Here is a 26666-nt window from a genome sequence, read left to right on the forward strand (position 1 = left end):
AATGAATATCGACGCCGATTCGCGAGGGGTGGACCGGCTTCAAGAGAGAAAAGTGCATTCGATGAAATTGCGAGACCTGGCCGGAGATCAGTTTCCGGAAATTGAAGCACAGCTCGAAGGCCCGGCAGGCCTGCTTGATATTTCAGGCCTGTCATCGGACAGCCGCCACGTGACGCCGGGCAATGCCTTCGTCGCAGTCGCCGGCACCAAGGCGGATGGCGCGGGCTTCATCGCCGATGCGGCCGGCCGGGGGGCTGCCGTCGCGATCGCCTCCCAGCCCGTCGATGCTGCCATTCCGGTGCTTGCGGTCAAGGAGCCGCGCCGTTTCCTTTCGATCGCCGCTTCACGGTTCTTCGGCAGACAGCCCGAGACCATGGTCGCCGTCACCGGCACCGCGGGCAAGACCTCGGTGGCTTCTTTCACCCGGCAGATCTGGGCGCATGCGGGGCATGCGGCGGCGATGATCGGCACAACAGGTGTCGTCTCGCCGACGCGCAACGAATATGGTTCGCTGACGACGCCCGACCCGGTGTCGCTGCACAAGCTGCTTGCCGAACTTGCCGGCGAAGGTGTCACGCATGCGGCGATGGAGGCTTCCAGCCATGGCCTCGACCAAAGCCGGCTCGACGGCGTTAAGCTCGCCGCCGCCGGCTTCACCAATCTCGGCCGCGACCACATGGATTATCATCCGACCGTCGAGGCCTATATGGCCGCCAAGATGCGGCTCTTCGAAGTGCTGCTGCCGAAGGGTGCGCCGGCTGTCATCTTTGCCGACGATCCCTGGTCGGCGCCGGCGATCAAGGCCGCGGCCGATGCCGGTCATGATGTGCGTACCGTCGGGCGCAAGGGCGATTACCTCGCCTTGAAACGTGTCGAGCACTTCCGCCACAAGCAGACCGCCGAGATCCATATCGGCGGCGAGATTTTCGAGGTGGACATTCCGCTGGCCGGCGATTTCCAGGTGGCCAATGCGCTGGTCGCGGCAGGTCTTGCCATGTCGACCGGCGTCGAGCCGAAGGTGGCGATGGCCGCGCTCGAGAAGCTCGTCGGTGCGTCCGGCCGTCTCGAACTCGTCGGCCATACGAAAGACGGCGCGCTCGCCTATGTCGACTACGCCCATAAGCCTGACGCGCTGGAAAACGTGCTGAGCTCGGTCCGGCCCTTCACCACCGGCCGCGTCGTCGTCGTCTTCGGCTGCGGCGGCGACCGCGATCGCGGCAAACGGCCGATCATGGGCGAAATCGCCTGCCGGCTTGCCGACGTCGTCATCGTCACCGACGACAATCCGCGCTCGGAGGAGCCGGCCTCGATCCGGGCGGAGATCATGGCGGCAGCACCTAGCGCCTCGGAAATCGCCGATCGCGCCAAGGCGATCCGCGAGGCTGTCGCCATGCTGCGATCCGGCGATACGCTGATCGTCGCCGGCAAGGGGCATGAGGAAGGGCAGACGATCGGCAGCGTGACCCTGCCGTTCTCCGATCATGCGGAGGTGCGCAAGGCCTTGGAGGAACTGCAATCTTGAGCTGGCTCTGGACGACCGAAGATATGATCGCAGCAGTGGCGGGGCGCCCCTTCGGCACTCTGCCCGAAGGCATCACCGGCATTTCCATCGACAGCCGCTCGATCAGCCCGGGCGAAGCCTTCTTCGCGATCAAGGGCGACCGTGTCGACGGCCACGACTACGCATCGATGGCGGTGGCGAACGGCGCCTCGCTTCTCGTCGTCAGTGAGGCGAGGCTTCCGGCCATGGGCCGCCTGACGGTGCCGATGATCGTCGTGGAGGATGTGCTCGCGGCACTCGGCCGGCTCGGCCTTGCCTCGCGCGAGCGCTCCAAGGCCCGGATCATCGCGGTGACGGGATCCGTGGGAAAGACGACCACCAAGGAAATGCTGCGGCATGTGCTGTCGCCTTCCGGCAAGGTGCATGCCTCCGTCGCCTCCTTCAACAATCATTGGGGCGTACCGCTGACGCTGGCGCGCATGCCTGACGATACGGATTACGGCGTCTTCGAGGTCGGCATGAACCATCCCGGCGAGATCCGGCCGCTGGTGGCGATGATCCGTCCCGATGTCGCCGTCATCACGACGATCGCCCCGGCGCATCTCGGCAACTTCAAGAACATTAAGGAGATCGCCGCCGCCAAGGCGGAGATCTTCGAGGGGCTCGAGCCGGGCGGCCATGTGGTGCTCAACCGCGACAACGATCAGTTTAATTTCCTCGACCGCACGGCGCAGTCGCTCGGTATCGAGCATATCCATTCCTTCGGCCAGCATGCCAAGGCGGAATTCCGGCTGGCGGAATTCAACGGCGCGGACGAGAATTCGACGCTGTGGCTGACGATCGGTGGCGAGACGCTGGAGGTCGCGATCGGCGCGCCCGGCCGCCATATCGCCGAGAATGCGCTCGCGGCGCTCGGCGTCGTCAGGATCGTCGGCGCAGATATGGAAAAGGCGATCGAAGCGCTTGGAACGCTGAAGCCGGAAAAGGGCAGGGGCAAACGCCACCGGCTTTCGATCGGCAGCGGCAGGGACAGTTTCACGCTGATCGACGAGAGCTACAATGCCAATCCGGCGTCGATGCGCGCGGCGATCGCACTTCTGGCCGCGTCCGAGCCGGCCGGGCGCGGACGCCGTATCGCCGTGCTCGGCGACATGCTTGAGATGGGCGAGTATGCCGAGAAGGTGCATACCGATCTCGCCGTGCCGCTGCTTGCAGCCGGCATCGAGCATGTCTGGCTCGCAGGCACAGAGATGGCTGCGCTCAAGGAATCGCTGCCGGAAAGCGTCCATGTCGAATATCGCGAGAACACCGGCGAATTGACGGATTATGTATTGAACTCGGTCGCACCGGGCGACGTGTTGATGGTGAAATCGTCTCTGGGCATCGGTTTCGGCAAGATCGTCGCCGCGCTGCTTGACAAGTTCCCGCCATTTTCCGACACGCAACGCGAACTTTGATCGGGTAAACAAGGGGCCCTGAATGCTGATCTGGCTTGTCGAACTGTCGGAATATTTCAAATTTCTGAACCTGTTCAGATATATTACCTTCCGCACAGGCGCTGCTCTCTTCACCTCGGCCCTGATCGTCTTCCTGTTCGGGCCGACGATCATCAATTCGCTGCGCATCCGGCAGGGCAAGGGCCAGCCGATCCGCGCCGACGGACCGCAGACGCATTTCAAGAAGGCCGGCACGCCGACCATGGGCGGGCTGATGATCCTTGCCGGCATCGTCGGCGCGTCGCTGCTCTGGGCCGATCTTTCCAACGTCTACGTCGTCGCCACGCTGCTGGTGACGCTCGGCTTCGGCGCGATCGGCTTCTATGACGACTATCTCAAGGTGACGAAGCAGAGCCATATGGGTTTTTCCGGCAAGGCGCGCCTCGGCATCGAGTTCGTCATCGCCGGCATCGCCGTCTATTTCATGATGCGCACCGCCCTTGCCTCAGGCGTTGCCGGTTCGACCTTCGGTTCGTCGATCGCCTTTCCCTTCTTCAAGGACTTCATGATCAATATCGGCATCATGTTCGTCGTCTTCGGCGGCTTCGTCATCGTCGGCGCCGGCAATGCCGTCAACCTGACTGACGGCCTCGACGGGCTTGCCATCGTGCCTGTGATGATCGCCGCCGCCTCCTTCGGCGTCATCGCCTATCTCGCCGGCAACGTGGTGTTTGCGAACTACCTGCAGATCAATTTCGTGCCCGGCACCGGCGAGCTTGCCGTCGTCCTCGGCGCCGTCATTGGCGCCGGGCTCGGCTTTCTCTGGTTCAACGCGCCGCCGGCCGCCATCTTCATGGGCGACACCGGGTCGCTCGCGCTCGGCGGCACGATCGGCACCGTTGCCGTCGCCACCAAGCACGAAATCGTCATGGCGATCATCGGCGGCCTCTTCGTCATGGAGACGCTGTCGGTCATCATCCAGGTCGGCTTCTTCAAAATGACCGGCCGGCGCGTCTTCCTGATGGCGCCGATCCATCATCACTTCGAGAAGAAGGGCTGGACCGAGAGCCAGGTGGTGATCCGCTTCTGGATCATCGCGGTCGGCCTTGCCATGCTCGGCCTCTCGACGCTGAAGCTGCGGTGAGGCGGCGATGATCCCGGTCACGACGCTCAAGGACAGGAAGGTCGCGCTTTTCGGGCTCGGCGGCTCCGGCCTTGCCACCGCCCGGGCGCTGGTTTCGGGCGGCGCCGAGGTGACCGCCTGGGACGACAATCCCGACAGCGTCGCCAAGGCTTCCGCCGAAGGCATCCGGACGGAGGACCTGCACACGATCGACTGGAGCCAGCAGGCGCTGTTCGTGCTGTCACCAGGCGTGCCGCTCACTCATCCGAAGCCGCACTGGACCGTCGATCTTGCGCGCGCCGCCGGCGTCGACATCGTCGGCGATGTCGAGCTCTTCGTGCGCGAGCGCCGCGCCCATGCGCCGGATTGCCCGTTCATCGCCATCACAGGCACCAACGGCAAGTCGACGACGACGGCGCTGATCGCCCATATCCTGAAATCCGCAGGCTACGATACGCAGCTCGGCGGCAATATCGGCACCGCGGTCTTGACGCTCGATCCGCCGAAGGCCGGGCGCTATTACGTCGTCGAATGCTCCTCCTACCAGATCGATCTGGCGCCGACGCTGAACCCATCCGCCGGCATCCTGCTCAACCTGACGCCCGATCATCTCGACCGTCACGGCACGATGCAGCATTATGCCGATGTCAAGGAACGGCTGGTCGCCGGCAGCGATGTCGCGATCGTCGGCACCGATGACAGCCATTCGGCGCTGATTGCCGACCGCGTCGAGCGGGCTGATGTCAAGGTGGTGCGCATCTCCCGCCGCAACGTGGTGGCATCAGGCATCTACGCCGAGGGCACCAGGCTCATTCAGGCCGCCGGCGGCGCCATGCTGCCCTTCGCCGATCTCGACGGCATCCAGACGCTGCGCGGCAGCCATAATGCGCAGAACGCCGCCGCAGCCGTGGCCGCCTGCCTTGCCGTCGGTGTTTCCGCCGACGACATTCGCGCCGGCCTTGCCTCGTTCCCCGGCCTCAAGCACCGCATGCAGCCGGTGGGGCAGCGCGGCCGCGTCGTTTTCGTCAATGATTCCAAGGCGACCAATGCCGATGCCGCGGCGCCGGCGCTTTCGAGCTATGATCGCATCTACTGGATCGCCGGCGGCCTGCCGAAATCAGGCGGCATCACGACGCTCGCTCCCTATTTTCCGCGCATCGCCAAGGCCTATCTGATCGGCGAGGCGGCAGCGGAATTCGCAGCCACCCTCGGCGAGGCCGTGCCTTACGAGATCTCGGGCACGCTGGAGCGCGCCGTCGTGCATGCGGCAGCCGATGCCGAGCGCGACGAGGCGGCTGCTTCGGCCGTGATGTTATCCCCGGCTTGCGCAAGCTTCGATCAGTATAAGAATTTCGAAGTCAGGGGTGAAGCCTTCGTCGGACACGTGGCAGCGCTTGACGGGATCGCGATGCTGATCGGTTCGGCAACAGGAGAGAAATGACATGGTAAGCCGCGCGGAACGTGGGCCTCTGGCCGATTGGTTCTGGACCATCGACCGCTTCTTCCTGGCGATGTTCATCTTCCTGATGGGCATCGGTTTCATGCTGTCCTTTGCGGCCTCTCCGGCCGTAGCCGAGCGCATCGGGCTCGAGCCTTTCCACTTCGTCAAGCGCCACGCGGCCTTCATGATCCCTTCGATTTCCGTCATGCTCGGACTGTCGTTCCTGACGCCACGGCAAGTGCGGCGAACGGCGATCCTGCTGCTGATCGTCTCGCTCGCCATGATGGTGCTGGTGCTATTCGTCGGGCAGGAGGTCAAGGGCGGCAGGCGCTGGATCTGGATCGCCGGTCTTTCGATCCAGCCGTCGGAATTCATGAAGCCCGCCTTCGTCGTCGTCTGCGCCTGGCTGTTTGCCGAACATGCCCGCCAGCCTGAAATTCCCGGCAATCTCTTCGCCATCATCCTGTTTGCCATCGTCGCCGCCCTGCTCGTCGCGCAGCCCGACCTCGGCCAAACCATCCTGACCACGGCCGTCTGGGGCGGGATGTTCTTCATGGCCGGCATGCCATGGATATGGATCGTGCTGCTCGGCATCGGTGGCGCCGGCGGCCTGCTCAGCGCCTATTACGTCTTCCCGCACGTGGCTTTGCGAATAGACAAGTTCATGACCGGCGAGGGCGACACGTTCCAGATCGACACGGCGCGCGAGGCGATCATCCGCGGCAGCTGGTTCGGCCAAGGACCGGGCGAGGGCATCGTCAAGCGCATCATCCCGGATGCGCATACCGATTTCATCTTCTCGGTCGCGGCCGAGGAGTTCGGCATCGTCTTCTGCATGGCGCTGGTGGCGCTGTTTACCGTGCTGGTGCTGCGCGGTCTCTCGCATGCCTATCGCGAGCGCAACGACTTCAACCGCTTCGCCGTTGCCGGCCTGGTGCTGCAGATGGGCATCCAGTCGATCATCAATATCGGCGTCAACCTCGAGTTGCTGCCGGCAAAGGGCATGACGCTGCCGCTGATTTCCTACGGCGGTTCGTCGATGGTGGCGATCTGCGTCACCGCCGGCTTCATTCTGGCGCTGACGCGCCATCGACCGGAAAAGCGCGCGCAGGACCGGAGCCTTTTCCGCGTCCCGCACGGCATGCCGGCGGAGTAAACGGTCATGAGCAAAGGCATCGTGCTGCTTGCCGCCGGGGGAACCGGCGGCCATGTGTTCCCGGCGGAGGCGCTGGCCTTCAAGCTGAAGGAGCGCGGCTACTCGGTGCATCTCGTCACCGACAGCCGGGCCGAGCGCTATGCCGGCAAGTTTCCGGCCGAGGAGATCCATGTCGTGCCGTCGGCGACGATCGGCTCGAAGAACCCGGTCGCCGTCGCCCGTTCGCTGTGGACGCTCTGGAGCGGCATGCGGGCAGCAAAGAAGCTGATCCAGCGGCTGAAACCCGTGATCGTCGTCGGTTTCGGCGGTTATCCGACGGTGCCGCCCTTGCTTGCCGCCACGAGGCTCGGCGTGCCGGCGATGATCCACGAGCAGAATGCCGTGATGGGCCGCGCCAACAAGGCCCTGGCGACCCGGGTGCAGGGGATCGCCGGCGGTTTCCTGCCGGAGGGGGGCGGCGCCTTCCCTGATAAGACGGTGACGACGGGCAATCCGGTCCGCCCGGCGATCATCGCCGCCGCCGAGGTGCCTTATGCACCGTCGCATCCGGGTGAAGCCTTCAATCTCGTCGTCTTCGGCGGCAGCCAGGGCGCGCAATATTTCTCCAAGGCGCTGCCGACGGCGATTAGCCTGCTCGACGATGCGCTGCGCCTGCGCCTGCGCATCACCCAGCAGGTGCGCCCCGAGGACATGGAAATGGTCGGCGGCTGCATCGCCAAGCTGGAAATGGGGGCCGATATCGCGCCCTTCTTCACCGACATGGCCGAGAGGCTGGCGAAAGCCCATCTCGTCATCTGCCGCTCGGGCGCCTCGACGGTTTCGGAGATCTCGGTCATCGGCCGGCCGGCGGTGCTGGTGCCTTACCCGCACGCTCTCGATCACGACCAGGCGGCGAATGCGGCAGCGCTGGCTGCGACCGGCGGGGCCAAGGTGATCGCCCAGTCGGAGCTTTCGCCGGAGAAGATCGCGGCGATCCTGACGGCCGTGATGAACGACCCGGAAAAGCTGTCGCACATGGCAGCCGCGGCGAAGCTCGCCGGAAAACCGGATGCGGCGAACTTGCTTGCCGACATGGTTGAGGCTATTGCCGCCCGACGGACAATAGCGGAATTCAAGAGGACACGCGCATGAAACTGCCGAAGGCGATCGGTCTCGTTCATTTCATCGGCATCGGCGGCATCGGCATGAGCGGCATTGCCGAGGTGCTGCACAATCTCGGCCACAAGGTGCAGGGATCCGACCAGGCCGACAGCGCCAATGTCCAGCGCCTGCGCGACAAGGGCATCGAGGTGTTCGTCGGCCATCGGGCCGAGAACCTGGGTGATGCCGAGGTCGTCGTCGTCTCGACGGCGATCAAAAAGAACAATCCGGAATTGATCGCCGCGCGCGAGAAGCTGCTGCCGGTGGTGCGCCGCGCCGAAATGCTCGCCGAGCTGATGCGCTTCCGCAATGCGATCGCCATCGGCGGCACGCATGGCAAGACGACGACCACTTCGCTGGTCGCCACCCTGCTCGAAGCCGGCGGGCTCGACCCGACCGTCATTAACGGCGGCATCATCAACGCCTACGGCACCAATGCCCGCATGGGCGAGGGCGAGTGGATGGTGGTCGAGGCCGACGAATCCGACGGCACCTTCCTGAAGCTTCCGGCCGATGTCGCCGTCATCACCAATATCGATCCTGAGCATCTCGACCATTACGGCAATTTCGATGCCGTGCGCGCCGCCTTCCGGCAGTTCGTCGAGAACGTGCCGTTCTACGGCTTCGGCGTCATGTGCCTCGACCATCCCGAGGTGCAGTCGCTGGTCGGCCGCATCGAGGACCGCAAGATCATCACCTATGGCGAAAACCCGCAGGCCGACGTGCGCTTCACCAATGTGCGCATCGACGGCACGCGCTCGATTTTCGACGTCGAAATCCGCCGCCGCCGCACCGGCCAGGTGATCGCGCTCAAGGGGCTGGTCATGCCGATGCCCGGGCGGCATAATATTTCCAACGCGACGGCGGCGATCGCCGTTGCCAACCGGCTCGGCATATCGAGCGCCGATATCGCCAAGGGGCTTGCCTCCTTCGGCGGCGTCAAGCGCCGTTTCACGCTGACCGGCGAATGGAACGGGGTGCAGATCTTCGACGATTACGGCCACCATCCGGTCGAGATCAAGGCGGTGCTGCGCGCTGCCCGCGAAGCCTGCAAGGGGCGCATCATCGCGGTCCATCAGCCGCACCGCTACAGCCGCCTGGCAAGCCTGTTCGAGGAATTCGCCGCCTGCTTCAACGATGCCGACAGCATTTTCCTGGCGCCGGTCTATGCGGCAGGCGAAGATCCGATCGCGGGGATCGATTCCGTGTCGCTGGTCTCGCGGATAAAATCCGGCGGCCATCGCGACGCCCGCTTTCTCACTTCGGCAGAGCTTCTGCCGCAGATGGTTGCGGAGGTTGCAAAGCCTGGCGATTTCGTGGTTCTGTTGGGGGCTGGGAGCATCACATCCTGGGCAGCCGCGCTGCCCAAGCAACTGGAAGGCCTATCGGGAAAGTCCGTATGAAACAGGTGAATGGGGAAAAGCTTCTGGCGTCTCTCGGAGACGGTGTAAAGGATATCCGCGGTCGCATCACGCCGGATGCCCCCATGGACCGCGTCACTTGGTTCAGGGCAGGCGGCCTCGCCGAGCTGATGTTCCAGCCGCATGACATCGACGATCTCGTCGCCTTCCTGAAAATCTTGCCGGAAGAGGTGCCGCTGACGGTGATCGGCGTCGGCTCCAACATCCTGGTGCGCGACGGCGGTATTCCCGGCGTCGTGCTGCGCCTGTCCGCCAAGGGCTTCGGCTTCGTCGAGCTTGCCGGCGAAAACCGCATTCTGGCCGGCAGCATCTGCCCCGATAAGCATGTGGCGGCGATGGCGATGGATAACGGCATCGGCGGCTTTCATTTCTTCTACGGTATTCCGGGCAGCATCGGCGGCGCAGCGCGCATGAATGCCGGGGCCAATGGCGTCGAGACGCGCGAGCGGCTGATCGAGGTCAACGCGGTCGACCGCAAGGGCAACAGGCACGTGCTCTCCAATGCCGAGATGGGTTATTCCTATCGTCATTCGACCGCATCCAGCGAGCTGATCTTCACCTCCGTGCTGTTCGAGGGCTATCCGGAGGAGCGCGCCCAGATCCGCGCCGAGATGGACGCCGTGCGCAATCATCGCGAGACGGTGCAGCCGGTGCGCGAAAAGACCGGCGGCTCGACCTTCAAGAACCCTGCCGGCCATTCGGCCTGGAAACTGATCGACGAGGCAGGCTGCCGCGGTCTCGTCATCGGCGGAGCGCAGATGTCGTCGCTTCACTGCAACTTCATGATCAACATGGGGCAGGCGACCGGCTACGATCTCGAATATCTCGGGGAACAGGTGCGCCGCGAGGTCTTCGAGAAAGAGGGCATCAAGCTCGAATGGGAAATCAAGCGCCTCGGCGTCTTCATGCCCGGCCGCGAAGTGCGCCCGTTCCACGGTGTCACCAGCGAATAGCTTTTTGCTGCACGGCGAGCTTCAAACCTTCGCGCGGCGTGACGATGGGCGACCAGCCGAGCACGTTGCGGGCGTGGGATATGTCGACCTGCAGGGAACCGCAAAGACGCTGGTAGACCGCGTCTTTTCCCGTCAATTTCGCACCCAGCTGCAGCAAGGCGGGAGGGAAGGGAAGCAGCATCGGTTTGACGCCCAAGCCCGCCGCAATGCCTTCTATGAGCCCGGGTGTGGAGAGATCTTCTCCATCACCGGCGAGAAAGGTCTGGCCGGTCGCATCCCGATGCGTCATGGCCGTGACGATCAGGTCGACGAGATTTGGAAGCGCAACCAGTGTCCGGTGGTTCTTCAGCGATGCGAAGGGGAGCGGTATCTTCTTCCGGACAAGTCCGACGAGCAGGGGGAAGTTGCCCCTGGCGCCAGGCCCATAGACGAGGGGCGGGCGAATGACGACGACTTCCATGCGTGTTCGGGCTGAGATTTCATGCAGGCCGATTTCGCTTTCCAACTTCGAAACGCCATAGGGATCAAGCGGCATCGGCGTATCGTCGTGGCGGAAGGGCCGGTCGTTTTCTTCACCATTGACTTTGATGCTGCTGATGAAAACGAACCTTTTTACCCCGGCGTGTGCGGCCTGCTCGGCGAGATTGAGCGTGGCGGCGGTGTTGATCCGGCGGAATTCCGTCAGAGGATCGGCCGCGCGGTCATTCATGATGTGCACCCGGGCGGCGAGATGGACGACGACGTCAACACCGTCGAGCGCGGCCGTCCAGTCCGTTTCGCTGGATATTTCGATGGGGAAATGCCGCACCACTGCCGGAAAGCCGGCGGCGGCGGATCGCGTCGTCGCTCGAACCTCCCACAGCCGCTCGCCTTGCAGTCTTTCGACGAGAGGCCCGCCGACAAAGCCGGCCGCGCCGGTGATGAGGCATCGCATGATCTGTTCCCCGCTTGACCTTGAGTGCTCGGGTTAGCCGGAAGTGCCGACCGCATCAATAAAAAAGCCGCGCTGGCTGTTTTCCTCGGATGCACAGTTTCTCGATCCTTGCGCGAAGCTTGCCGCAGCATTTCTCACCAGCTTGACCGGACTCGAATTGTAGCAGATTCCCTATGAACTCTGTGGTTGAGATTTAGGAGGTGCGCATGCGAAAGAGTCTTGTTGCGGAGTTTCTCGGCACGTTCTGGCTTGTCTTTGGTGGATGCGGCAGCGCCGTCCTTGCCGCGGCCTATCCCGAATTGGGCATCGGTTTTGTCGGGGTGGCCTTTGCATTCGGCCTGACCGTGCTCACCATGGCCTATGCCGTGGGCGGTATTTCGGGCGGTCATTTCAACCCCGCCGTCTCCCTCGGCCTGACGGTCGCCGGGCGGTTTCCCGCGGCACGCCTGCTTCCCTATATCGTCGTCCAGGTTGTTGGCGCCGTTGCTGCGGCCGCACTGCTTTATCTCATTGCCAGCGGCAAGGCGGGTTTCGAACTTGGCGGCTTTGCCGCCAACGGCTATGGCGATCATTCGCCGGGCGGTTATTCGCTGCTTTCGGCACTGCTGATCGAAGTGCTGCTGACCATGTTCTTCCTGATCATCATCCTGGGATCGACCAGCAGCCGCGTGCCTGCAGGCTTCGCGCCGCTTGCGATCGGCCTCGGACTGACACTGATCCATCTCGTGTCTATCCCGGTGACAAATACCTCGGTCAATCCGGCGCGTTCCACCGGCCAGGCGCTTTTCGTCGGCGGCTGGGCATTGCAGCAGCTCTGGCTGTTCTGGATTGCACCGCTTGCGGGCGGGGTGCTCGGCGGCCTGGTGTGGAAGTTTCTCGACGACGCCGACTGACCACAAGGTCAGAGGCTATTCTGTTGAGCCCGCGTGGTTTTTCCATGCGGGCCTTTCCGTTTTGACAGACTGGCAGCGATGTTCGCTCCGACACTTCGATGACGTGAAGCTTCGAAAAATCAAGTGCGCGCCCGGACAAATGCCGCGCCTGGGAAGAAGAAGTTAACGAAAGTAAACACTTCATTAACCATAATGATGCTCTAATGCATGCAGGTCGGACAAAGGCCAGAAACGGCGCAGACAGCTTCGCGCAAGCGTCGATTTCGAGATTGAAAGTTATTTTTGGGGGTGTTGATGAGTCGCAAGCATGTCGCTGTCCTGATGGGCGGATTTTCCTCGGAACGGCCTGTCAGCCTTTCCTCGGGAAAGGCTTGCGCAGAAGCCCTCGAAGCGGAAGGCTTCGATGTGACACGCATCGATGTAGCGCGCGACGTTTCCGAAAAGCTTGCCGCGTTAAAACCCGATGTGGTCTTCAATGCGCTGCATGGCCCCTTCGGCGAGGACGGCACCATTCAGGGCATCCTCGAATATCTCGAGATCCCCTATACGCATTCGGGCGTGCTTGCCTCGGCGCTGGCAATGGACAAGGACAAGGCGAAGCTTGTTGCCGCCGCTGCCGGCATTCCGGTCGCCGAATCGCAGGTGATCAACCGTTTCGCCTTTCCCTCGACGCATCCGATGAAGCCGCCCTATGTGGTGAAGCCGGTGCGGGAAGGGTCGAGCTTCGGCGTCGTCATCGTCACGGAAGATCAGGCGCATCCGCCGCAAGTCGTCAGCTCGCCCGAGTGGCGCTACGGCGAGGAAGTGCTTGTTGAGCGCTATGTCTATGGCCGCGAACTCACCTGCGGCGTCATGGGCGAGACTGCGCTCGGCGTCACCGAGGTGGTGCCGCAGGGACACAATTTTTATGATTACGATTCCAAGTACGCAGCCGGCGGTTCAAAACACGTCATCCCGGCGAAAATTTCACCGAATATTTACCAAAAAATACAAAGATTGGCCCTAAGGGCGCATCAGGCAATCGGTTGTCGCGGCGTCAGTCGGTCCGACTTTCGTTACGACGATCGTTTCTCCGAAGACGGCGAAATCATCTGGCTGGAGGTCAATACCCAGCCAGGCATGACTCCAACCTCGCTTGTGCCCGAAATGGCCGGCCATGCCGGCTATTCCTTTGGTGAGTTTCTCCGGTGGATGGTGGAGGACGCGTCTTGTTTGCGTTGACGGTCAAGAGGATAGGGCGCCCCAGCCATCATGCCGTGCTTCCGGTCATGGAAGCCGAGGAGCGATTCGTGCTGCCGCGCCCGCTGCGCCGCGTTACCCGCTTCCTGATCAGCCTCGGCAGCGGCCGCATCTATATTCCGGCCCATACGGGCACGGTTTCGGCGGTCGCTTTCCTGGCTGCAACAGGGCTTTACGGCATGTCGCTCGGCGGCCACACCGAAGCCGTTGCGCAGGCGACGACGACGGCGGCGGGTTTTGCAATCGAAGATGTGAAGGTCTCCGGCAATTCCGAGACGTCCGAAATCGAGATCCTGCAGCTGATCGGCCTCGACGGCACGACCTCGCTGGTCGCCCTCGACGTCGATGCGGCGCGCAGGAAGATCGCGCATTTGCCCTGGGTCGAGAATGTCGAAGTCCGCAAGATTTATCCGAAGACGATCGAGGTGAAGCTCAAGGAGCGTCAGGCCTATGCGATCTGGCAGCACGGGCAGGAGCTTTCGCTGATCGAGAAGAACGGCAGCGTCATTGCGCCGCTGCGCGACAACAAGTTTTCGTCGCTGCCGCTCGTCGTCGGCCGGGATGCGGAAACGGCGGCGGCGTCGCTCGACGACGCCTTCTCGAAGTGGCCCGACGTCAAGGCCCGCGTGAAGGCCTATGTCTGGATATCGGGCCGTCGCTGGGACCTGCATATGGATAATGGCGTCGTCGTCAAGCTGCCGGAAGACGGTATCGATCAGGCGCTGGCGACGCTTTCGAAGTTCGACAAGGAGCACCAGCTCCTGGAGCGCGACATTGCTGCGGTCGATCTCAGGCTGTCCGACAGAACCGCGATCCAGTTGACGCCGGAGGCTGCGGTCCGCCGCCAGACGGCTGTGACGGAGCGCACGAAAGAATTGAAGAAGACGGGGCAGAATATATGAGCTTGTTCGGTTCGTCCCATTTCGGATTGCCGCGTCTGAAGCCACTTTCGTCGAAGCGGTCGCATGTCGTTTCCGTGCTAGACATCGGCTCGACCAAGGTCGTCTGCATGATCGGCCGGCTGACGCCGCGCGAGGAAAGCCAGATCCTGCCGGGCCGCACGCACAATATCGAGATCATCGGCATCGGCCACCAGCGCTCCCGCGGTATCAAGACCGGCGTGATCGCCGATCTCGACGCGCTGGAAGGCGTCATCCGTCTCGCCGTCGATGCGGCGGAGCGCATGGCCGGGCTGACCGTCGAGAGCCTGATCGTCAATCTGACGGCCGGCCGTCTCGGCAGCGACATCTACACGGCGACGATCGATCTCGGCGGTCAGGAAGTCGAGCTCAACGATCTGAAGAAGGTGCTGTCGGCTGCCTGCCAGCAGTCGCTGCGCCAGGACCGTTCGGTGCTGCATTCCCTGGCGACCGGCTTTTCACTCGATGGCGAGCGCGGCATCCGCGATCCGCTGGCGATGTACGGCGATGCGCTCGGCGTCGACATGCATGTCGTGACGGCGGAGCGCTCGGCGCTGAAGAATCTCGAGCTCAGCGTGAATCGCGCGCATCTGTCGGTCGAGGGCATCGTTGCGACGCCCTATGCATCGGGCCTTGCGGCTCTCGTCGACGACGAGGTCGAGCTCGGCTGTGCGGCGATCGACATGGGCGGCGGCACGACGACGATCTCGGTCTTTGCCGAAGGCAAGCTCGTTCATACCGATGCCGTCGGCCTCGGCGGCCATCACGTGACCACCGATCTGGCGCGCGGCCTTTCGACCCGCATCGAGGATGCGGAGCGGCTGAAGGTCGTGCATGCCACGGCCCTTTCGAATTCCTCCGACGAGCGCGAGCTGATCTCGATCCCGCCGATCGGCGAGGATGACCGCGACCAGCCGTCGCAAGTGCCGCGGGCGCTGGTTTCGCGCATCGTTTCGGCCCGAATCGAAGAGACGATGGAACTGATCCGCGACCGCATCCAGCGTTCCGGCTTCAGCCCGATCGTCGGCAAGCGCGTCGTCCTGACCGGCGGTGCCAGCCAGCTGACAGGCCTTGCCGATGTGGCGCGGCGTATCCTTGCCCGCAACGTCCGCATCGGCCGTCCGATGGGCGTTTCGGGACTGCCGACGGCGGCCAAGGGCCCGGCCTTTTCGACGGCCGTCGGCCTGATGATCTATCCGCAGGTCGCGGACATGGAGACACATGCGTCACAGAGCGGTCTGCTCATGTCGCTTGGGGGAAATAACAGCCGCATAGCCCGGATGGGCCAGTGGCTGAAGGAAAGCTTCTGAAATTGAGTGATTGGCCGGCGTGGCGATGCGGCCAGAGAGAGAAGGAACAGGTACCATGACCATCAAGCTGCAAAAGCCTGACATCACAGAGCTGAAGCCGCGCATCACCGTATTCGGCGTTGGCGGCGGTGGCGGCAACGCCGTCAACAACATGATCACCGCCGGTCTCCAGGGCGTCGACTTCGTTGTCGCCAACACGGATGCCCAGGCGCTGACCATGACGAAGGCCGAACGGGTCATCCAGCTCGGCGCCAACGTCACCGAAGGCCTCGGCGCAGGTTCGCAGCCGGAAGTCGGCCGCGCGGCCGCCGAAGAGTGCATCGACGAGATCATCGATCACCTGAACGGCACGCATATGTGCTTCGTCACCGCCGGCATGGGCGGCGGCACCGGCACGGGTGCTGCGCCCGTCGTCGCACAGGCCGCCCGCAACAAGGGCATCCTGACGGTCGGCGTCGTCACCAAGCCGTTCCATTTCGAAGGCGGGCGCCGCATGCGCCTGGCCGAGATGGGCATCCAGGAACTGCAGAAGTCTGTCGACACGCTGATCGTCATTCCGAACCAGAACCTCTTCCGCATTGCCAACGACAAGACGACCTTCGCCGACGCGTTCGCGATGGCCGACCAGGTTCTCTATTCGGGTGTTGCCTGCATCACCGACCTGATGGTGAAGGAAGGTCTCATCAACCTCGACTTCGCCGACGTGCGCTCGGTGATGCGCGAAATGGGCCGCGCGATGATGGGCACCGGCGAGGCTTCCGGCTCCGGCCGCGCGCTGCAGGCCGCCGAGGCTGCAATCGCCAACCCGCTGCTCGACGAGACCTCGATGAAGGGCGCCCAGGGCCTGCTGATCTCCATCACCGGCGGTCGCGACCTCACCCTCTTCGAAGTCGACGAAGCCGCAACCCGCATCCGCGAGGAAGTCGATCCCGACGCCAATATCATTCTTGGCGCCACCTTCGACGAATCGCTTGAAGGCATCATCCGCGTCTCGGTCGTCGCAACCGGCATCGACCGGGCGATCAGCGAAGCCACCGAGCGCAACCTGCAGCCGGTTGCACGGCCTGCTATCCGTCCCTCCGCGGCTGTTGCTCCGGCAGCGGCCGCAGTTCAGCCTGCCCCCGTGATGCAGGCACCGAAGGCCGTGGATCCGATCGCCCAGACCATCCGCGAAGCCGAGATGGAACGCGAGCTCGAATTCCCGGCCCCGCGTGCCAGCGCCCCTGCGCAGCAGCCGGTAGTGCAGCAGGAAACCTTCCGTCCGCAGAGCAAGATCTTCGCGCCTGCACCGGAAGCTCCGGCAATGCGTCCGCAGGTTCAGCAGCAGGCTCCGGCGCCCGTCATGAGCCAGCCGGTCATGAGCCAGCCGGTCCAGCAGCAGCCGGTCCGGCAGGAGCCGATCATTCGCCAGGCGCCAGAACCGATGCGCATGCCGAAGGTCGAGGATTTCCCGCCGGTCGTCCAGGCCGAACTCGACCACCGCACGCAGCCGGCTGCCGCGCATGCAGCGGAAGAGCGCGGTCCGATGGGCCTGCTGAAGCGAATCACCAATTCGCTTGGCCGCCGCGACGACGAAGCCGTTGCCGCCGACATGACTGCCGCACCGCCGGCCGCTTCGCAGCAGCGCCGTCCGCTGTCGCCCGAGGCAAGCCTCTACGCACCGCGCCGCGGCAATCTCGACGACCAGGGCCGGGCGGTTCCGCAGGCCCGGATGATGCAGGAAGACGACCAGCTGGAAATCCCGGCATTCCTGCGTCGCCAGTCGAACTGAGCGGCTGAGCAAGCACCGTTCATGCCCGGGATCTAGGTCCCGGGCATTGCTGTTTTTCAGCCCGTGATTCGCAAGCGATTTCAATCGCGTGACTTCGTAACAAAACGAAAGAAACAGTGATTTGGATTGGAGCGCCGGCCCACGTAAGTATGGTGCAAGGAAACTGCCCCAGGAGTCCTTTCGACGGGCTCCTTGTACAGAATGAACGATGACCGCGCCGATTGGGCAGACTGCCGGTGCGGAAGAATAAAGGCAGAATTTATGGCAATTGGCTTGCTGGGTTTTCAAACGACGGTATCGCGTCCCGTGACGCTTTCGGGCATCGGGGTCCATTCGGGCGCGAATGTTTCGATCACGCTGAACCCGGCCGAATCGGATACCGGCGTCGTTTTCCAGCGCCTGCATGCCAATGGCGACGTCACCGAACTCAAAGCCGTCTCCTCGCAGGTCGGCAATACCGACCTCTGCACCGTGCTCGGCTTCTCGCCGGCCCATTCGGTCGCGACGATCGAACATGTCATGGCGGCGATCTATGCGCTCGGTCTCGACAATGTGGTGATCGAGGTGCAGGGCTCCGAAATGCCGATCATGGACGGCAGCTCGCTGCCCTTCGTCGAGGCGATCGAGCAGGTCGGTCTGGTCTCGCTCGGCGTCAAGCGCCGCTATATCCGTATCACCAAGCCGGTGCGTATCGAGCATGGCGGCTCCTGGAGCGAATTCCGTCCCTATGACGGCATGCGCTTCGAAGTCGAGATCGATTTCGACTGCCCGCTGATCGGCCGGCAGAAATGGGCCGGCGACATGACCGCCGCCGTCTTCAAGGCCGAGCTTTCCCGCGCCCGCACCTTCGGCTTCATGCGCGATGTCGAGCGTCTCTGGGCCTCGGGCCACGCGCTCGGCTCGTCGCTCGAAAATTCCGTCGTCATCTCGGACGACAATACCGTCATCAACGTCGAAGGGCTGCGTTACGCCAAGGACGAATTCGTCCGCCACAAGACGCTCGATGCCGTCGGCGATCTCTCGCTTGCCGGCGCCCCGTTCATCGGCTGCTACCGTTCCTATCGCGGCGGCCATAAGATGAATGCCAATGCGCTGAAGGCGCTGCTCGCCGATCCCTCCGCCTATGAGGTTGTGGAGACGTCGTCGCCGCGCCAGCGCGTCGCCGCCCGCGAACTGATTGCGGTCAGCGCTTCGGAATTCGCTCCCTGGTCGGCATGACCTCCAGCACATTCTCAAGACCAGGCCGCCTCTTTCCCGGAGGCGGTTTTTTTATGTCCGCCGGGTCAGATGCTTTCCTGCCACAGGTCCGGGAAGAAGAGGAAAAGCCGGTCATTCCCCGGCTGCTGCCACAAAAATGCGTTAATGCCTTATCATTGCGTTGCTCTTGATGCACATTTATGGCTAGAAACGCCAGCGAGGCGTGGCTGCCGTGGAGCGAGCGGCGGCAGTGGGGTTCTTTCGAATGGGTTATGCAGGATCTGAAGGTATGATGAAGACAGCGCGTGCTTTGTTCGCATCGCTTCTGGTGCTCAGCGCAGGCGCCTCGATATCCGGTTGCCAGTCGGATCCCGATATCGACATCACCAAGCTCGGCCTCGAAACCGATCCGCCGGATGTGCTCTACACCCAGGGCCTTGCCAATATGAAGGCCGGCAACATGGCGGAAGCGGCGCGCAAGTTCGACGCGATCGACCGCGAGAACCCGTTCTCCGAATGGGCGCGCAAGGCGCTTGTGATGAGCACCTTCGTCAAATACCGCCAAGGCCGCCTGGACGATGCGCTTGCCTCAGGCAACCGCTATATGTCGCAATATCCGAAATCGCAGGATGCCGCCTATGTGCAGTATCTCATCGGTCTCACCTATTCCAAGCAGATCGTCGACGTGACACAGGACCAGCGCGCCTCGGCCAAGACGATCGAGGCGATGCAGGCCGTCATCGACAATTATCCGAACTCCGAATATGTCGACGACGCGCAGGCGAAGATCCGCTTCGCGCGCGACCAGCTCGCCGGCAAGGAAATGCAGATCGGCCGCTACTATATGGAGCGGAAGGAATATCTCGCCGCGATCTCGCGCTTCCGCATCGTCGTCGAGAAATATCCGAACACGAACCAGATCGAAGAGGCCTTGGCGCGTCTCGTCGAAGCTTATTATTCCATGGGCATCGTCGACGAGGCGCAGACAGCGGCCGCCGTTCTCGGCCACAATTATCCCGACAGCCAGTGGTACGCCGATTCCTACAAGCTGCTGCAGAGCGGCGGTGCCGAGCCGCGTGAGAACAAGGGCTCGTGGATCGCTGCGGCAGGCAAGAAACTTCTTCTCGGTTCCTGAGGCCAATGCTGATCCAGCTTTCGATCCGCGATATCGTCCTGATCGAGCGGCTGGATCTTGCCTTCGAGACCGGCCTCTCCGTGCTGACGGGCGAGACCGGGGCGGGCAAATCCATCCTGCTCGACAGCCTGTCGCTGGCGCTCGGTGGGCGCGGCGACGGCGGCCTGGTGCGCCACGGCGAGGACAAGGGCCAGGTAACGGCAGTGTTCGATGTCGGCATGGACCACGGCGCCCGCAAGCTCCTGCGTGAAAACGGCATCGAGGACGAGGGCGACCTGATCTTCCGCCGCCAGCAATCGGCGGACGGGCGCACCAAGGCCTATGTCAACGACCAGCCGGTCAGCGTGCAACTGATGCGCCAGGCCGGCCAGATGCTGGTCGAAATCCACGGCCAGCATGACGATCGCGCCCTGGTCGACACCAATGCCCACCGCACCCTGCTCGACGCCTTCGCTGGTCTTACCGATGAGGTTTCGGAGGCTTCCCGGCTGTATCGCCTGTGGCGCGACAGCGAGCGGGCGCTGAAGAAGCACCGCGAGAAGGTGGAAGGCGCGGCGCGAGAAGCCGACTATCTGCGTTCCTCCGTCGAGGAACTCGAGAAGCTCTCGCCGCGGGATGGCGAGGAGGACGAACTCGCCGATAACAGACAGAAGATGATGAAGGCGGAGCGAATCGCCGGCGATATTGCCGAGGCGTCCGAGTTCCTGAACGGCAATGCCTCGCCAGTGCCGCATATCGCTTCGCTGGTGCGCCGGCTGGAGCGCAAGAGCCATGAGGCGCCGGGCCTGCTCGAAGACACCGTGACGCTGCTCGATGCCGCGCTCGACCAGCTTTCCAACGCGCAGATGGAAGTCGAGGCGGCGCTGCGCAAGACCGAATACGATCCGAGGGAACTGGAGCGGGTGGAGGAGCGGCTTTTCGCGCTCCGGGCCGCCTCGCGCAAATATTCCGTGCCCGTCACCGAACTGCCGGCGCTTGCCGTCCGCATGATCGCCGATCTGGCCGACCTCGACGCGGGCGAGGAGAGGCTTGCCAGGCTCGAAGCCGAGGTCGGCCTGGCGCACGAGAATTACGACGCGGCGGCGCGCTCGCTCTCCGACAAGCGCCATCATGCCGGCACCGCGCTGGCTGCGGCCGTGATGACCGAGCTGCCGGCGCTGAAGCTCGAACGCGCCCGTTTCATGGTCGAGATCACCACGAATGCGCAGGAGGCGCTTGCTGAAGGTATCGACGTCGTCGAGTTCCATGTCCAGACCAATCCGGGCACGCGGCCAGGATCGATCATGAAGGTCGCCTCCGGCGGCGAGCTGTCGCGTTTCCTGCTGGCGCTGAAGGTGGCGCTCGCCGATCGCGGATCGGCCCCAACGCTGGTCTTCGACGAAATCGACACCGGCGTTGGCGGGGCCGTCGCCGATGCGATCGGCCAGCGGCTGAAGCGGCTGTCTGAGCGGGTGCAGGTGCTGTCGGTCACGCATGCGCCGCAGGTCGCCGCTAGAGCGGCGACGCATCTTCTGATCTCCAAGGGACCGGCGGCCGAGGGCTCCGAAAAAATCGCCACACGGGTGGCAACGATGGCGCAGAAGGACCGCACCGAAGAGATCGCCCGCATGCTAGCCGGTGCGTCGGTGACCGAAGAGGCGAGGGCGGCCGCCAAGCGGCTGCTGGCCGGCAACGGCTGATCGCCAAAGCCGTCTGTAAGGCTGACGGCGATAACATGCATTTCGCTTCGCGTTCCAAGGTCCAAAATTGAGCTCGAACGTTTTCCTCAATCTCCCTCATCCCTGTGCTCGTCACAGGGATCCAGCGCGCCCAAGGACTTGGGCGCGAGAGACTCTTCTCGAAGTCGTACAGAGTCATTTACGGCGCAGAGGCGCCGTGGCTGGATTCCTGTGACAGGCACAGGAATGAGGGAGGAGAGGTGGGTGCCCCGCTCATCATGGATCATCCGGCATGCTGTCTGCTCCTTAGTGAAGTTTGGCGAGGCTGTCGTCCCCAAACTCCCTCATTGCCTGGGCAGGCAATCTTCCCGATGCAGCATATCCCCCCTCTCTTTTCATCCGGCAATTTTGCTCTAAAAACAATGCCAGATTCTCTGGAGTGATGTTCCATGTCCACCGAAAGTTCCGCCGTCGACACGTTGACGATCGAAGAGGCTGCCGCCGAGCTTGAGCGGCTGGCAAAGGAGATCGCGCATCACGACGCGCTCTATCACGGCAAGGATCGGCCGGAGATATCGGATGCGGATTACGATGCGCTGAAGCGCCGCAACGATGCGCTGGAAGTGCTGTTTCCCGAGCTGATCCGGGAGGACAGCCCGTCGCGGCGTGTGGGTGCTGCGCCCTCCGTCACCTTTTCGCCCGTCGTCCATGCGCGGCCGATGCTGTCGCTCGACAACACGTTTTCGCAGGAGGACGTGCAGGATTTCGTTGCCGGCGTCTATCGCTTCCTCGGCCGCCTGCCGGACCAGTCGATCGCCTTTACCGCCGAGCCGAAGATCGATGGTCTGTCGATGTCGATTCGTTACGAGAACGGCAGGCTGGTGACGGCTGCGACGCGCGGCGACGGCACGACGGGGGAGAACGTCACCGCCAACATTCGCACCATTGCCGAAATCCCCAACGAACTGCCGAAGGGCGTGCCGGCAGTGGTGGAGATCCGCGGCGAGGTCTATATGGCCAAGAGCGATTTCCTGGCGCTGAACCGGCAGATGGAGGCGGAGGGCAAGCAGACCTATGTCAATCCGCGCAATACGGCGGCCGGGTCGCTGCGCCAGCTCGACGCCAAGGTGACGGCGAGCCGTAAGCTGAAATTTTTCGCCTATGCCTGGGGGGAAATGGCGGAGATGCCTGAAGATACCCAGTTCGGCATGGTGCAGACCTTCAAGAAATGGGGCTTTCCTGTGAACCCGCTGATGAAGCGGCTGAATTCGGTCGCCGACATTCTGGCCCACTACGATGAGATCGGCCTTGAGCGCCCCGATCTCGATTACGACATCGACGGCGTCGTCTACAAAGTCGACAGCCTCGAGCTGCAGGCCCGTCTCGGTTTCCGCTCGCGTTCGCCGCGCTGGGCGACGGCGCACAAATTTCCGGCCGAACAGGCCTTCACCGAGGTCGAGAAGATCGAGATCCAGGTCGGCCGCACCGGGGCGCTGACGCCGGTGGCGCGGCTGAAGCCGATCACCGTCGGCGGCGTCGTCGTCACCAATGCGACGCTGCACAACGAGGATTACATCAAGGGTCTCGGCAATAACGGCGAGCGCATCCGGCCTGAAGATCACGATATCCGCGAAGGCGATACCGTCATCGTCCAGCGCGCCGGCGACGTCATTCCGCAGATCCTCGACGTGGTGATGGAGAAACGTGCGGTCGATGCCCGCTCCTACGAATTTCCGAAAACCTGCCCGGTCTGCGGCTCGCATGCGGTGCGCGAGGTCAACGAGAAGACCGGCAAGATGGATTCGGTGCGCCGCTGTACCGGCGGCTTCATCTGCCGGGCGCAGGCGACCGAGCATCTGAAGCACTTCGTCTCGCGCAACGCCTTCGATATAGAAGGGCTCGGTTCGAAGCAGATCGACTTCTTCTTCGAACACGAGGACGCGTCGCTGCAGATCCGCACGGCGCCCGACATCTTCACGCTGGAGAAGCGCCAGCAGCAATCGCTGACCAAGCTGGAGAATATCGACGGCTTCGGCAAGGTCAGCGTCGGCAAGCTCTATGCGGCGATCAACGAACGGCGCAGCATCGCACTCCACCGCTTCATCTATGCGCTCGGCATCCGCCACGTCGGTGAAACCACGGCGAAGCTGCTGGCGCGCTCCTACGGCACCTATGAAGCCTTTGCGACTGGAATGAAGGAGGCGGCACCGCTTTCCGGCGACGCCTGGAACGATCTCAACGCCATCGAGGGCATCGGCGAGGTCGTGGCGCGCGCCATGGTCGAGTTCTACAAGGAACCGCGCAATGTCGAGGTGATCACCCGCCTGCTTGAAGAAGTAACGCCCCAGCAAGCCGAACAGCCGGTCACCTCAGGCAGTCCGGTGGCCGGTAAGACCGTCGTCTTTACCGGCTCGCTGGAAAAATTCACCCGCGACGAGGCGAAGGCGAGGGCGGAAAGCTTGGGCGCCAAGGTGGCGGGATCGGTGTCGAAGAAAACCGACATCGTCGTCGCCGGCCCCGGCGCCGGTTCCAAGCTCGACAAGGCGCGCGAACTCGGCGTGCAGACGATGGACGAGGACGAGTGGCTGGCATTGATCAGCGGGTGAGAGGCTGACGGCAAGCCGCCAGCCTCGTCCACTCACAGCCTGAGCCGCGCCATCGTATAGGCGTCGACATACTTTCCTGCTCGATATCCGAAGGCTTTAAGTAGGCCCTCCCGCTCGAAGCCGAACGTCTCGTAGAGGCCGATGGCGGCGTCGTTGTCGGTATAGACGGTCAGTTCCAGCCGCTTGATATCCAGCCAGTCGTCGGCGGCCTCGACCATGGCGCCGAGCAGGATGCGGCCGAAACCGCGGCCGGTGAAATCGTCATGCACACCCATGCCGAGACTGGCGACGTGCTGCCTGCGGCCGGAGAGGCGGTTGAGGCCGCAATTGCCGACGATCTTGCCATTCAGGGTGACGACGAGGTTGAGCGCGCCCGGCGACGGGTTTTCCATGTATTTGCGTACCTCTTCGACCCTCTGGTACGGCGGCCGCAGGGTGCCGGCCCGATAGCCCGGCAGATTTATCAGATCGGTGATTTCCTCCGCATCGGCAAGGCGGACGGCGCGCACGAGGACGCCTTCCGGCAGGCGCGGCCGGCGGCCAGGCTCAGTCTCTTCGTTTTCAGACATTGGCTGCTCTCCGTTGGTTTCAGGAGGAGAGCGCAAGTTTTGAAGAACCCTGCTCGCCTCGGCAGGGTTTTCGGGATGATCGGATCGCTGCTAACGCGCCATCGCTCCCGCGTACCCTTCGAGGGTCGTGGTGTGATGAATAAGCGCTGCCATGGTCACTGAGCCGATCATGGCGGCAAGTTTGGATATGCGGCGTGAAATGTCAACCGTACGTCGTGCCGAATTTGCGCGGCCGGGAGCGGGACGGTATTTCTGTTCCCCAGGAAACGATTCGGGTGCTGATTTGAAGACCATCGCGATTGACTTCGAAACGGCGAACGAACAACGCGGCAGCGCCTGTTCCGTCGGCCTTGCCTGGATCGAGGAGGGCAGGGTCACACGCGTCGAGGAGCGGCTGATCCGGCCGCGGGACATGCGTTTTTCCGGGATGAACATCGCGATCCACGGCATCCGGCCGGAGCATGTCGAGGATGCGCCCGAGTTTCCCGAGGTGATGGACGAGTTCCACGAGGATATCAGCGGCGCGACGATGATCGCCCATAATGCCGCCTTCGATTTCAGCGTCTGGCGGGCGTGCCTCGATCTCTACCGGCAGTCCTATCCTGAATTGACCTATCTCTGCAGCCTGAAGATGGCGCAGCGGATCTGGCCGCACTTCCTCTCGCATCGGCTGAACCTGATCGCCGAGCATCTCGGCCTGCGTTTCGTGCACCACAACGCCGCCGAGGATGCCGTCGTCTGCGCGGCCGCTGCCATCGAGATGGCGAAAGCGGTCAAGGCCAATGCCGTTCACGCCATACCGGCGCTGATCGGCATGAAGCCCGGCCGGCTGACGGCGCGGGCCTACGAGCCCTGTACCTGCCGGAAGGGCTGATCGTTTCCCTCAGACCGCCATTTCTTGCAAAGCATCGGGGCGCACTTATCTAGAAAGCGGATCACTAGGGAGCTGCCATGTCCAAGCCGCGCAATCTTCTCCTCACCGCCTTCTCTTTCGCTGCCCTCTCCGCCGGCGCCGCCGCGGCCGAAGTCGTCGGCAAGGTCGGGGTCGACTGGATCGGCAACGCCATCATCGTCGAGGCTGTCTCCGATCCGGAGGTCAAAGGCGTCACCTGCCACGTCACCTATTTCGACCGCAGCTTGATCGACCGGTTCAAGAACGGCAACTGGTTCGAGGATCCCTCCAACAATTCCATCGCCTGCCGGCAGACCGGGCCGATCGAGATCGGCAATATCGACCTCTCCAAGGATGGCAGTGAAGTGTTTCGCCAGGGCATGTCGCTGATCTGGAAGACGCTGGTCGTCAACCGCATCTACGACAAGGCCAACGACACGCTGATCTATCTCGCCCATTCCAGGGAGCTGACGGATGGTTCGGCGAAGATGTCGATTTCGACTATTCCGCTCTATGGGCAGAATGTGACGTGGAAGAATGGGAAGCCGCAATAAGGCTGCAGGTTGGTGCGCAACGCGAGTTTCATTTTGAGTAGTGCATCTCTCCGAGTTCCCTCATGCCTGTGCTTGTCACAGGCATCCAGCGTGCCCAAGTCCTTGGGCGCGGGAGACTCTTTTTGACAAGCGAGCCATTCACCGCGCAGACGCGCGGTGGCTGGATCTCTGTGACGAGCACAGAGATGAGGGAGGAGAGGGTGTGCCATGCGGCTCGGAGAGATTGGCGATGTCTTCTTCAAACGAAAAGGCCCGGACAAACCGGGCCTTCCAACGCCAGAACGGAAAAGTATCAAGCCGCCTGCGTCAGTTCGTCGGCGATGACGGTGTCGAGGTTCAGGAAGCAGACCATGGTCTTCTCCAGCGCGACGATGCCGCGGCAGAAGGCGCGCTGGGCTTCCGGGATGATTTCCGGGGGCGGCTGCAGGTCTTCGCTCTTGATGGTCATCATGTCGGAAACCTGCTCGACCAGCAGGCCGACCAGCTTGCCGGCGATGTCGGTGACAATGATCGCCGAGCGCTCGGAGGGCTCGGTCATCTTCATGCCGAGGCGGCAGGCCATGTCGATGACGGGGATGACCGCGCCGCGCAGGTTGATGAGGCCGAGCACGTAGGGTGGGGTGTGCGGCATCGGCGTCACCGGCGCCCAGCCGCGGATTTCGCGGATGGCCATAATGTCGATGCAGAATTCCTGGTCGCCCAGGTGGAACGAGACAATTTCGAGATAAGCGCCCGACTGCTTGATGGCGTTGTTGTTGTTCATGGTCAGAATTCTTCCCAGTTATCCCCGGCGGAGTAGCGATGCAGAACCGCCGTT

At 63.1% G+C, this 26666-nt stretch carries 22 protein-coding genes; 19 read left to right on the top strand and 3 right to left on the bottom strand.

The window, feature by feature from the left end; genetic code table 11:
* Window position 1: 1 nt before the first annotated feature.
* From QMO80_RS20190 to murB, 8 genes are read left to right on the top strand one after another with little or no spacing between them, the layout of a single operon-like run.
* Complete coding sequence (locus tag QMO80_RS20190; RefSeq protein ID WP_283198075.1) at window positions 2-1522, top strand: UDP-N-acetylmuramoyl-L-alanyl-D-glutamate--2,6-diaminopimelate ligase; 1521 nt, start codon at window positions 2-4, stop codon at window positions 1520-1522.
* Window positions 1519-2958 (top strand): UDP-N-acetylmuramoylalanyl-D-glutamyl-2,6-diaminopimelate--D-alanyl-D-alanine ligase, encoded by a 1440-nt coding sequence (locus tag QMO80_RS20195; RefSeq protein ID WP_283198076.1) that lies wholly within the window; start codon window positions 1519-1521, stop codon window positions 2956-2958. Before QMO80_RS20190 ends, QMO80_RS20195 begins: the two co-directional genes overlap by 4 nt.
* Before the next feature lie 22 nt (window positions 2959-2980).
* Complete coding sequence (gene mraY, locus QMO80_RS20200) at window positions 2981-4081, top strand: phospho-N-acetylmuramoyl-pentapeptide-transferase (protein WP_003593357.1); 1101 nt, start codon at window positions 2981-2983, stop codon at window positions 4079-4081.
* A 7-nt stretch (window positions 4082-4088) separates the two neighbouring features.
* Window positions 4089-5501, top strand: a complete 1413-nt coding sequence (murD, locus tag QMO80_RS20205; RefSeq protein ID WP_283198077.1) for a UDP-N-acetylmuramoyl-L-alanine--D-glutamate ligase — start codon at window positions 4089-4091, stop codon at window positions 5499-5501.
* Window position 5502: 1 nt separating this feature from the next.
* On the top strand, window positions 5503-6657 hold the full coding sequence (gene ftsW, locus QMO80_RS20210) for a putative lipid II flippase FtsW (RefSeq protein WP_283198078.1): 1155 nt from the start codon (window positions 5503-5505) through the stop codon (window positions 6655-6657).
* A 6-nt stretch (window positions 6658-6663) separates the two neighbouring features.
* A complete protein-coding gene (murG, locus tag QMO80_RS20215; RefSeq protein WP_283198079.1) occupies window positions 6664-7788 on the top strand; it encodes an undecaprenyldiphospho-muramoylpentapeptide beta-N-acetylglucosaminyltransferase in 1125 nt (374 codons plus the stop codon).
* Window positions 7785-9200 (top strand): UDP-N-acetylmuramate--L-alanine ligase, encoded by a 1416-nt coding sequence (gene murC, locus QMO80_RS20220; protein ID WP_283198080.1) that lies wholly within the window; start codon window positions 7785-7787, stop codon window positions 9198-9200. The genes murG and murC overlap by 4 nt, the downstream gene beginning before the upstream one ends.
* The gene (gene murB / locus QMO80_RS20225; RefSeq protein WP_097628246.1) at window positions 9197-10171 is read left to right on the top strand and encodes a UDP-N-acetylmuramate dehydrogenase; all 975 of its coding nucleotides are present in this window, start codon (window positions 9197-9199) and stop codon (window positions 10169-10171) included. Before murC ends, murB begins: the two co-directional genes overlap by 4 nt.
* On the opposite strand, the gene QMO80_RS20230 is transcribed toward murB, so the two are convergent.
* On the bottom strand, window positions 10158-11105 hold the full coding sequence (locus tag QMO80_RS20230) for an SDR family oxidoreductase (protein ID WP_283198081.1): 948 nt from the start codon (window positions 11103-11105) through the stop codon (window positions 10158-10160). The genes murB and QMO80_RS20230 overlap by 14 nt on opposite strands.
* A 206-nt stretch (window positions 11106-11311) precedes the next feature.
* Here QMO80_RS20230 and aqpZ point away from each other — a divergent pair, with 206 nt between their 5' ends.
* The 9 genes from aqpZ to ligA all read left to right on the top strand — a co-directional run bounded on the left by aqpZ (window position 11312) and on the right by ligA (window position 23834).
* Window positions 11312-11998 (top strand): aquaporin Z, encoded by a 687-nt coding sequence (gene aqpZ, locus QMO80_RS20235; protein WP_283198082.1) that lies wholly within the window; start codon window positions 11312-11314, stop codon window positions 11996-11998.
* Window positions 11999-12292: 294 nt separating this feature from the next.
* A complete protein-coding gene (locus QMO80_RS20240; RefSeq protein ID WP_003593368.1) occupies window positions 12293-13219 on the top strand; it encodes a D-alanine--D-alanine ligase in 927 nt (308 codons plus the stop codon).
* Window positions 13207-14139 (top strand): cell division protein FtsQ/DivIB, encoded by a 933-nt coding sequence (locus QMO80_RS20245; protein ID WP_049733635.1) that lies wholly within the window; start codon window positions 13207-13209, stop codon window positions 14137-14139. The genes QMO80_RS20240 and QMO80_RS20245 overlap by 13 nt, the downstream gene beginning before the upstream one ends.
* A complete protein-coding gene (gene ftsA / locus QMO80_RS20250) occupies window positions 14136-15467 on the top strand; it encodes a cell division protein FtsA (protein WP_003565034.1) in 1332 nt (443 codons plus the stop codon). Before QMO80_RS20245 ends, ftsA begins: the two co-directional genes overlap by 4 nt.
* A gap of 55 nt (window positions 15468-15522) precedes the next feature.
* Window positions 15523-17238, top strand: a complete 1716-nt coding sequence (gene ftsZ, locus QMO80_RS20255) for a cell division protein FtsZ (protein WP_283198083.1) — start codon at window positions 15523-15525, stop codon at window positions 17236-17238.
* Window positions 17239-17499: 261 nt separating this feature from the next.
* Window positions 17500-18456 carry a UDP-3-O-acyl-N-acetylglucosamine deacetylase gene (gene lpxC / locus QMO80_RS20260; RefSeq protein WP_184344444.1) on the top strand — a complete coding sequence of 319 codons (957 nt, stop codon included), beginning with the start codon at window positions 17500-17502 and terminating at the stop codon, window positions 18454-18456.
* A gap of 244 nt (window positions 18457-18700) precedes the next feature.
* A complete protein-coding gene (locus QMO80_RS20265) occupies window positions 18701-19570 on the top strand; it encodes an outer membrane protein assembly factor BamD (RefSeq protein WP_018242851.1) in 870 nt (289 codons plus the stop codon).
* 5 nt (window positions 19571-19575) lie between these two features.
* Window positions 19576-21249, top strand: a complete 1674-nt coding sequence (recN, locus tag QMO80_RS20270) for a DNA repair protein RecN (RefSeq protein ID WP_283198084.1) — start codon at window positions 19576-19578, stop codon at window positions 21247-21249.
* 428 nt (window positions 21250-21677) lie between these two features.
* Window positions 21678-23834 (top strand): NAD-dependent DNA ligase LigA, encoded by a 2157-nt coding sequence (ligA, locus tag QMO80_RS20275; protein ID WP_283198085.1) that lies wholly within the window; start codon window positions 21678-21680, stop codon window positions 23832-23834.
* Window positions 23835-23866: 32 nt separating this feature from the next.
* Here the strand turns inward: ligA and QMO80_RS20280 are convergent, their stop codons facing one another.
* Complete coding sequence (locus QMO80_RS20280; RefSeq protein WP_283198086.1) at window positions 23867-24403, bottom strand: GNAT family N-acetyltransferase; 537 nt, start codon at window positions 24401-24403, stop codon at window positions 23867-23869.
* A gap of 283 nt (window positions 24404-24686) precedes the next feature.
* Between QMO80_RS20280 and QMO80_RS20285 the strand changes: the two genes are divergently transcribed.
* Entirely contained in the window at window positions 24687-25277 is a 591-nt protein-coding gene (locus QMO80_RS20285) for a 3'-5' exonuclease (protein ID WP_088939638.1), read from the top strand.
* Between the two features lie 77 nt (window positions 25278-25354).
* Complete coding sequence (locus QMO80_RS20290) at window positions 25355-25849, top strand: CreA family protein (protein ID WP_283198087.1); 495 nt, start codon at window positions 25355-25357, stop codon at window positions 25847-25849.
* Window positions 25850-26141: 292 nt separating this feature from the next.
* Here QMO80_RS20290 and QMO80_RS20295 read toward each other — a convergent pair whose 3' ends face one another.
* Entirely contained in the window at window positions 26142-26612 is a 471-nt protein-coding gene (locus tag QMO80_RS20295) for a chemotaxis protein CheW (protein ID WP_003541378.1), read from the bottom strand.
* Between the last annotated feature and the right edge of the window lie 54 nt (window positions 26613-26666).

This window comes from Rhizobium sp. BT03, from assembly GCF_030053155.1.
Classification (GTDB): Bacteria; Pseudomonadota; Alphaproteobacteria; order Rhizobiales; family Rhizobiaceae; genus Rhizobium.

Excerpts from the sequence above, each read along its gene's own strand:
- QMO80_RS20190 (WP_283198075.1), top strand. The coding sequence starts at position 2 with ATGAATATCGACGCCGATTCGCGAGGGGTGGACCGGCTTCAAGAGAGA.
- mraY (WP_003593357.1), top strand. The coding sequence starts at position 2,981 with ATGCTGATCTGGCTTGTCGAACTGTCGGAATATTTCAAATTTCTGAAC.
- murD (WP_283198077.1), top strand. The coding sequence starts at position 4,089 with ATGATCCCGGTCACGACGCTCAAGGACAGGAAGGTCGCGCTTTTCGGG.
- ftsW (WP_283198078.1), top strand. The coding sequence starts at position 5,503 with ATGGTAAGCCGCGCGGAACGTGGGCCTCTGGCCGATTGGTTCTGGACC.
- murG (WP_283198079.1), top strand. The coding sequence starts at position 6,664 with ATGAGCAAAGGCATCGTGCTGCTTGCCGCCGGGGGAACCGGCGGCCAT.
- murC (WP_283198080.1), top strand. The coding sequence starts at position 7,785 with ATGAAACTGCCGAAGGCGATCGGTCTCGTTCATTTCATCGGCATCGGC.
- murB (WP_097628246.1), top strand. The coding sequence starts at position 9,197 with ATGAAACAGGTGAATGGGGAAAAGCTTCTGGCGTCTCTCGGAGACGGT.
- QMO80_RS20230 (WP_283198081.1), bottom strand. The coding sequence starts at position 11,105 with ATGCGATGCCTCATCACCGGCGCGGCCGGCTTTGTCGGCGGGCCTCTC.
- aqpZ (WP_283198082.1), top strand. The coding sequence starts at position 11,312 with ATGCGAAAGAGTCTTGTTGCGGAGTTTCTCGGCACGTTCTGGCTTGTC.
- QMO80_RS20240 (WP_003593368.1), top strand. The coding sequence starts at position 12,293 with ATGAGTCGCAAGCATGTCGCTGTCCTGATGGGCGGATTTTCCTCGGAA.
- ftsA (WP_003565034.1), top strand. The coding sequence starts at position 14,136 with ATGAGCTTGTTCGGTTCGTCCCATTTCGGATTGCCGCGTCTGAAGCCA.
- ftsZ (WP_283198083.1), top strand. The coding sequence starts at position 15,523 with ATGACCATCAAGCTGCAAAAGCCTGACATCACAGAGCTGAAGCCGCGC.
- lpxC (WP_184344444.1), top strand. The coding sequence starts at position 17,500 with ATGGCAATTGGCTTGCTGGGTTTTCAAACGACGGTATCGCGTCCCGTG.
- QMO80_RS20265 (WP_018242851.1), top strand. The coding sequence starts at position 18,701 with ATGGGTTATGCAGGATCTGAAGGTATGATGAAGACAGCGCGTGCTTTG.
- recN (WP_283198084.1), top strand. The coding sequence starts at position 19,576 with ATGCTGATCCAGCTTTCGATCCGCGATATCGTCCTGATCGAGCGGCTG.
- ligA (WP_283198085.1), top strand. The coding sequence starts at position 21,678 with ATGTCCACCGAAAGTTCCGCCGTCGACACGTTGACGATCGAAGAGGCT.
- QMO80_RS20280 (WP_283198086.1), bottom strand. The coding sequence starts at position 24,403 with ATGTCTGAAAACGAAGAGACTGAGCCTGGCCGCCGGCCGCGCCTGCCG.
- QMO80_RS20290 (WP_283198087.1), top strand. The coding sequence starts at position 25,355 with ATGTCCAAGCCGCGCAATCTTCTCCTCACCGCCTTCTCTTTCGCTGCC.
- QMO80_RS20295 (WP_003541378.1), bottom strand. The coding sequence starts at position 26,612 with ATGAACAACAACAACGCCATCAAGCAGTCGGGCGCTTATCTCGAAATT.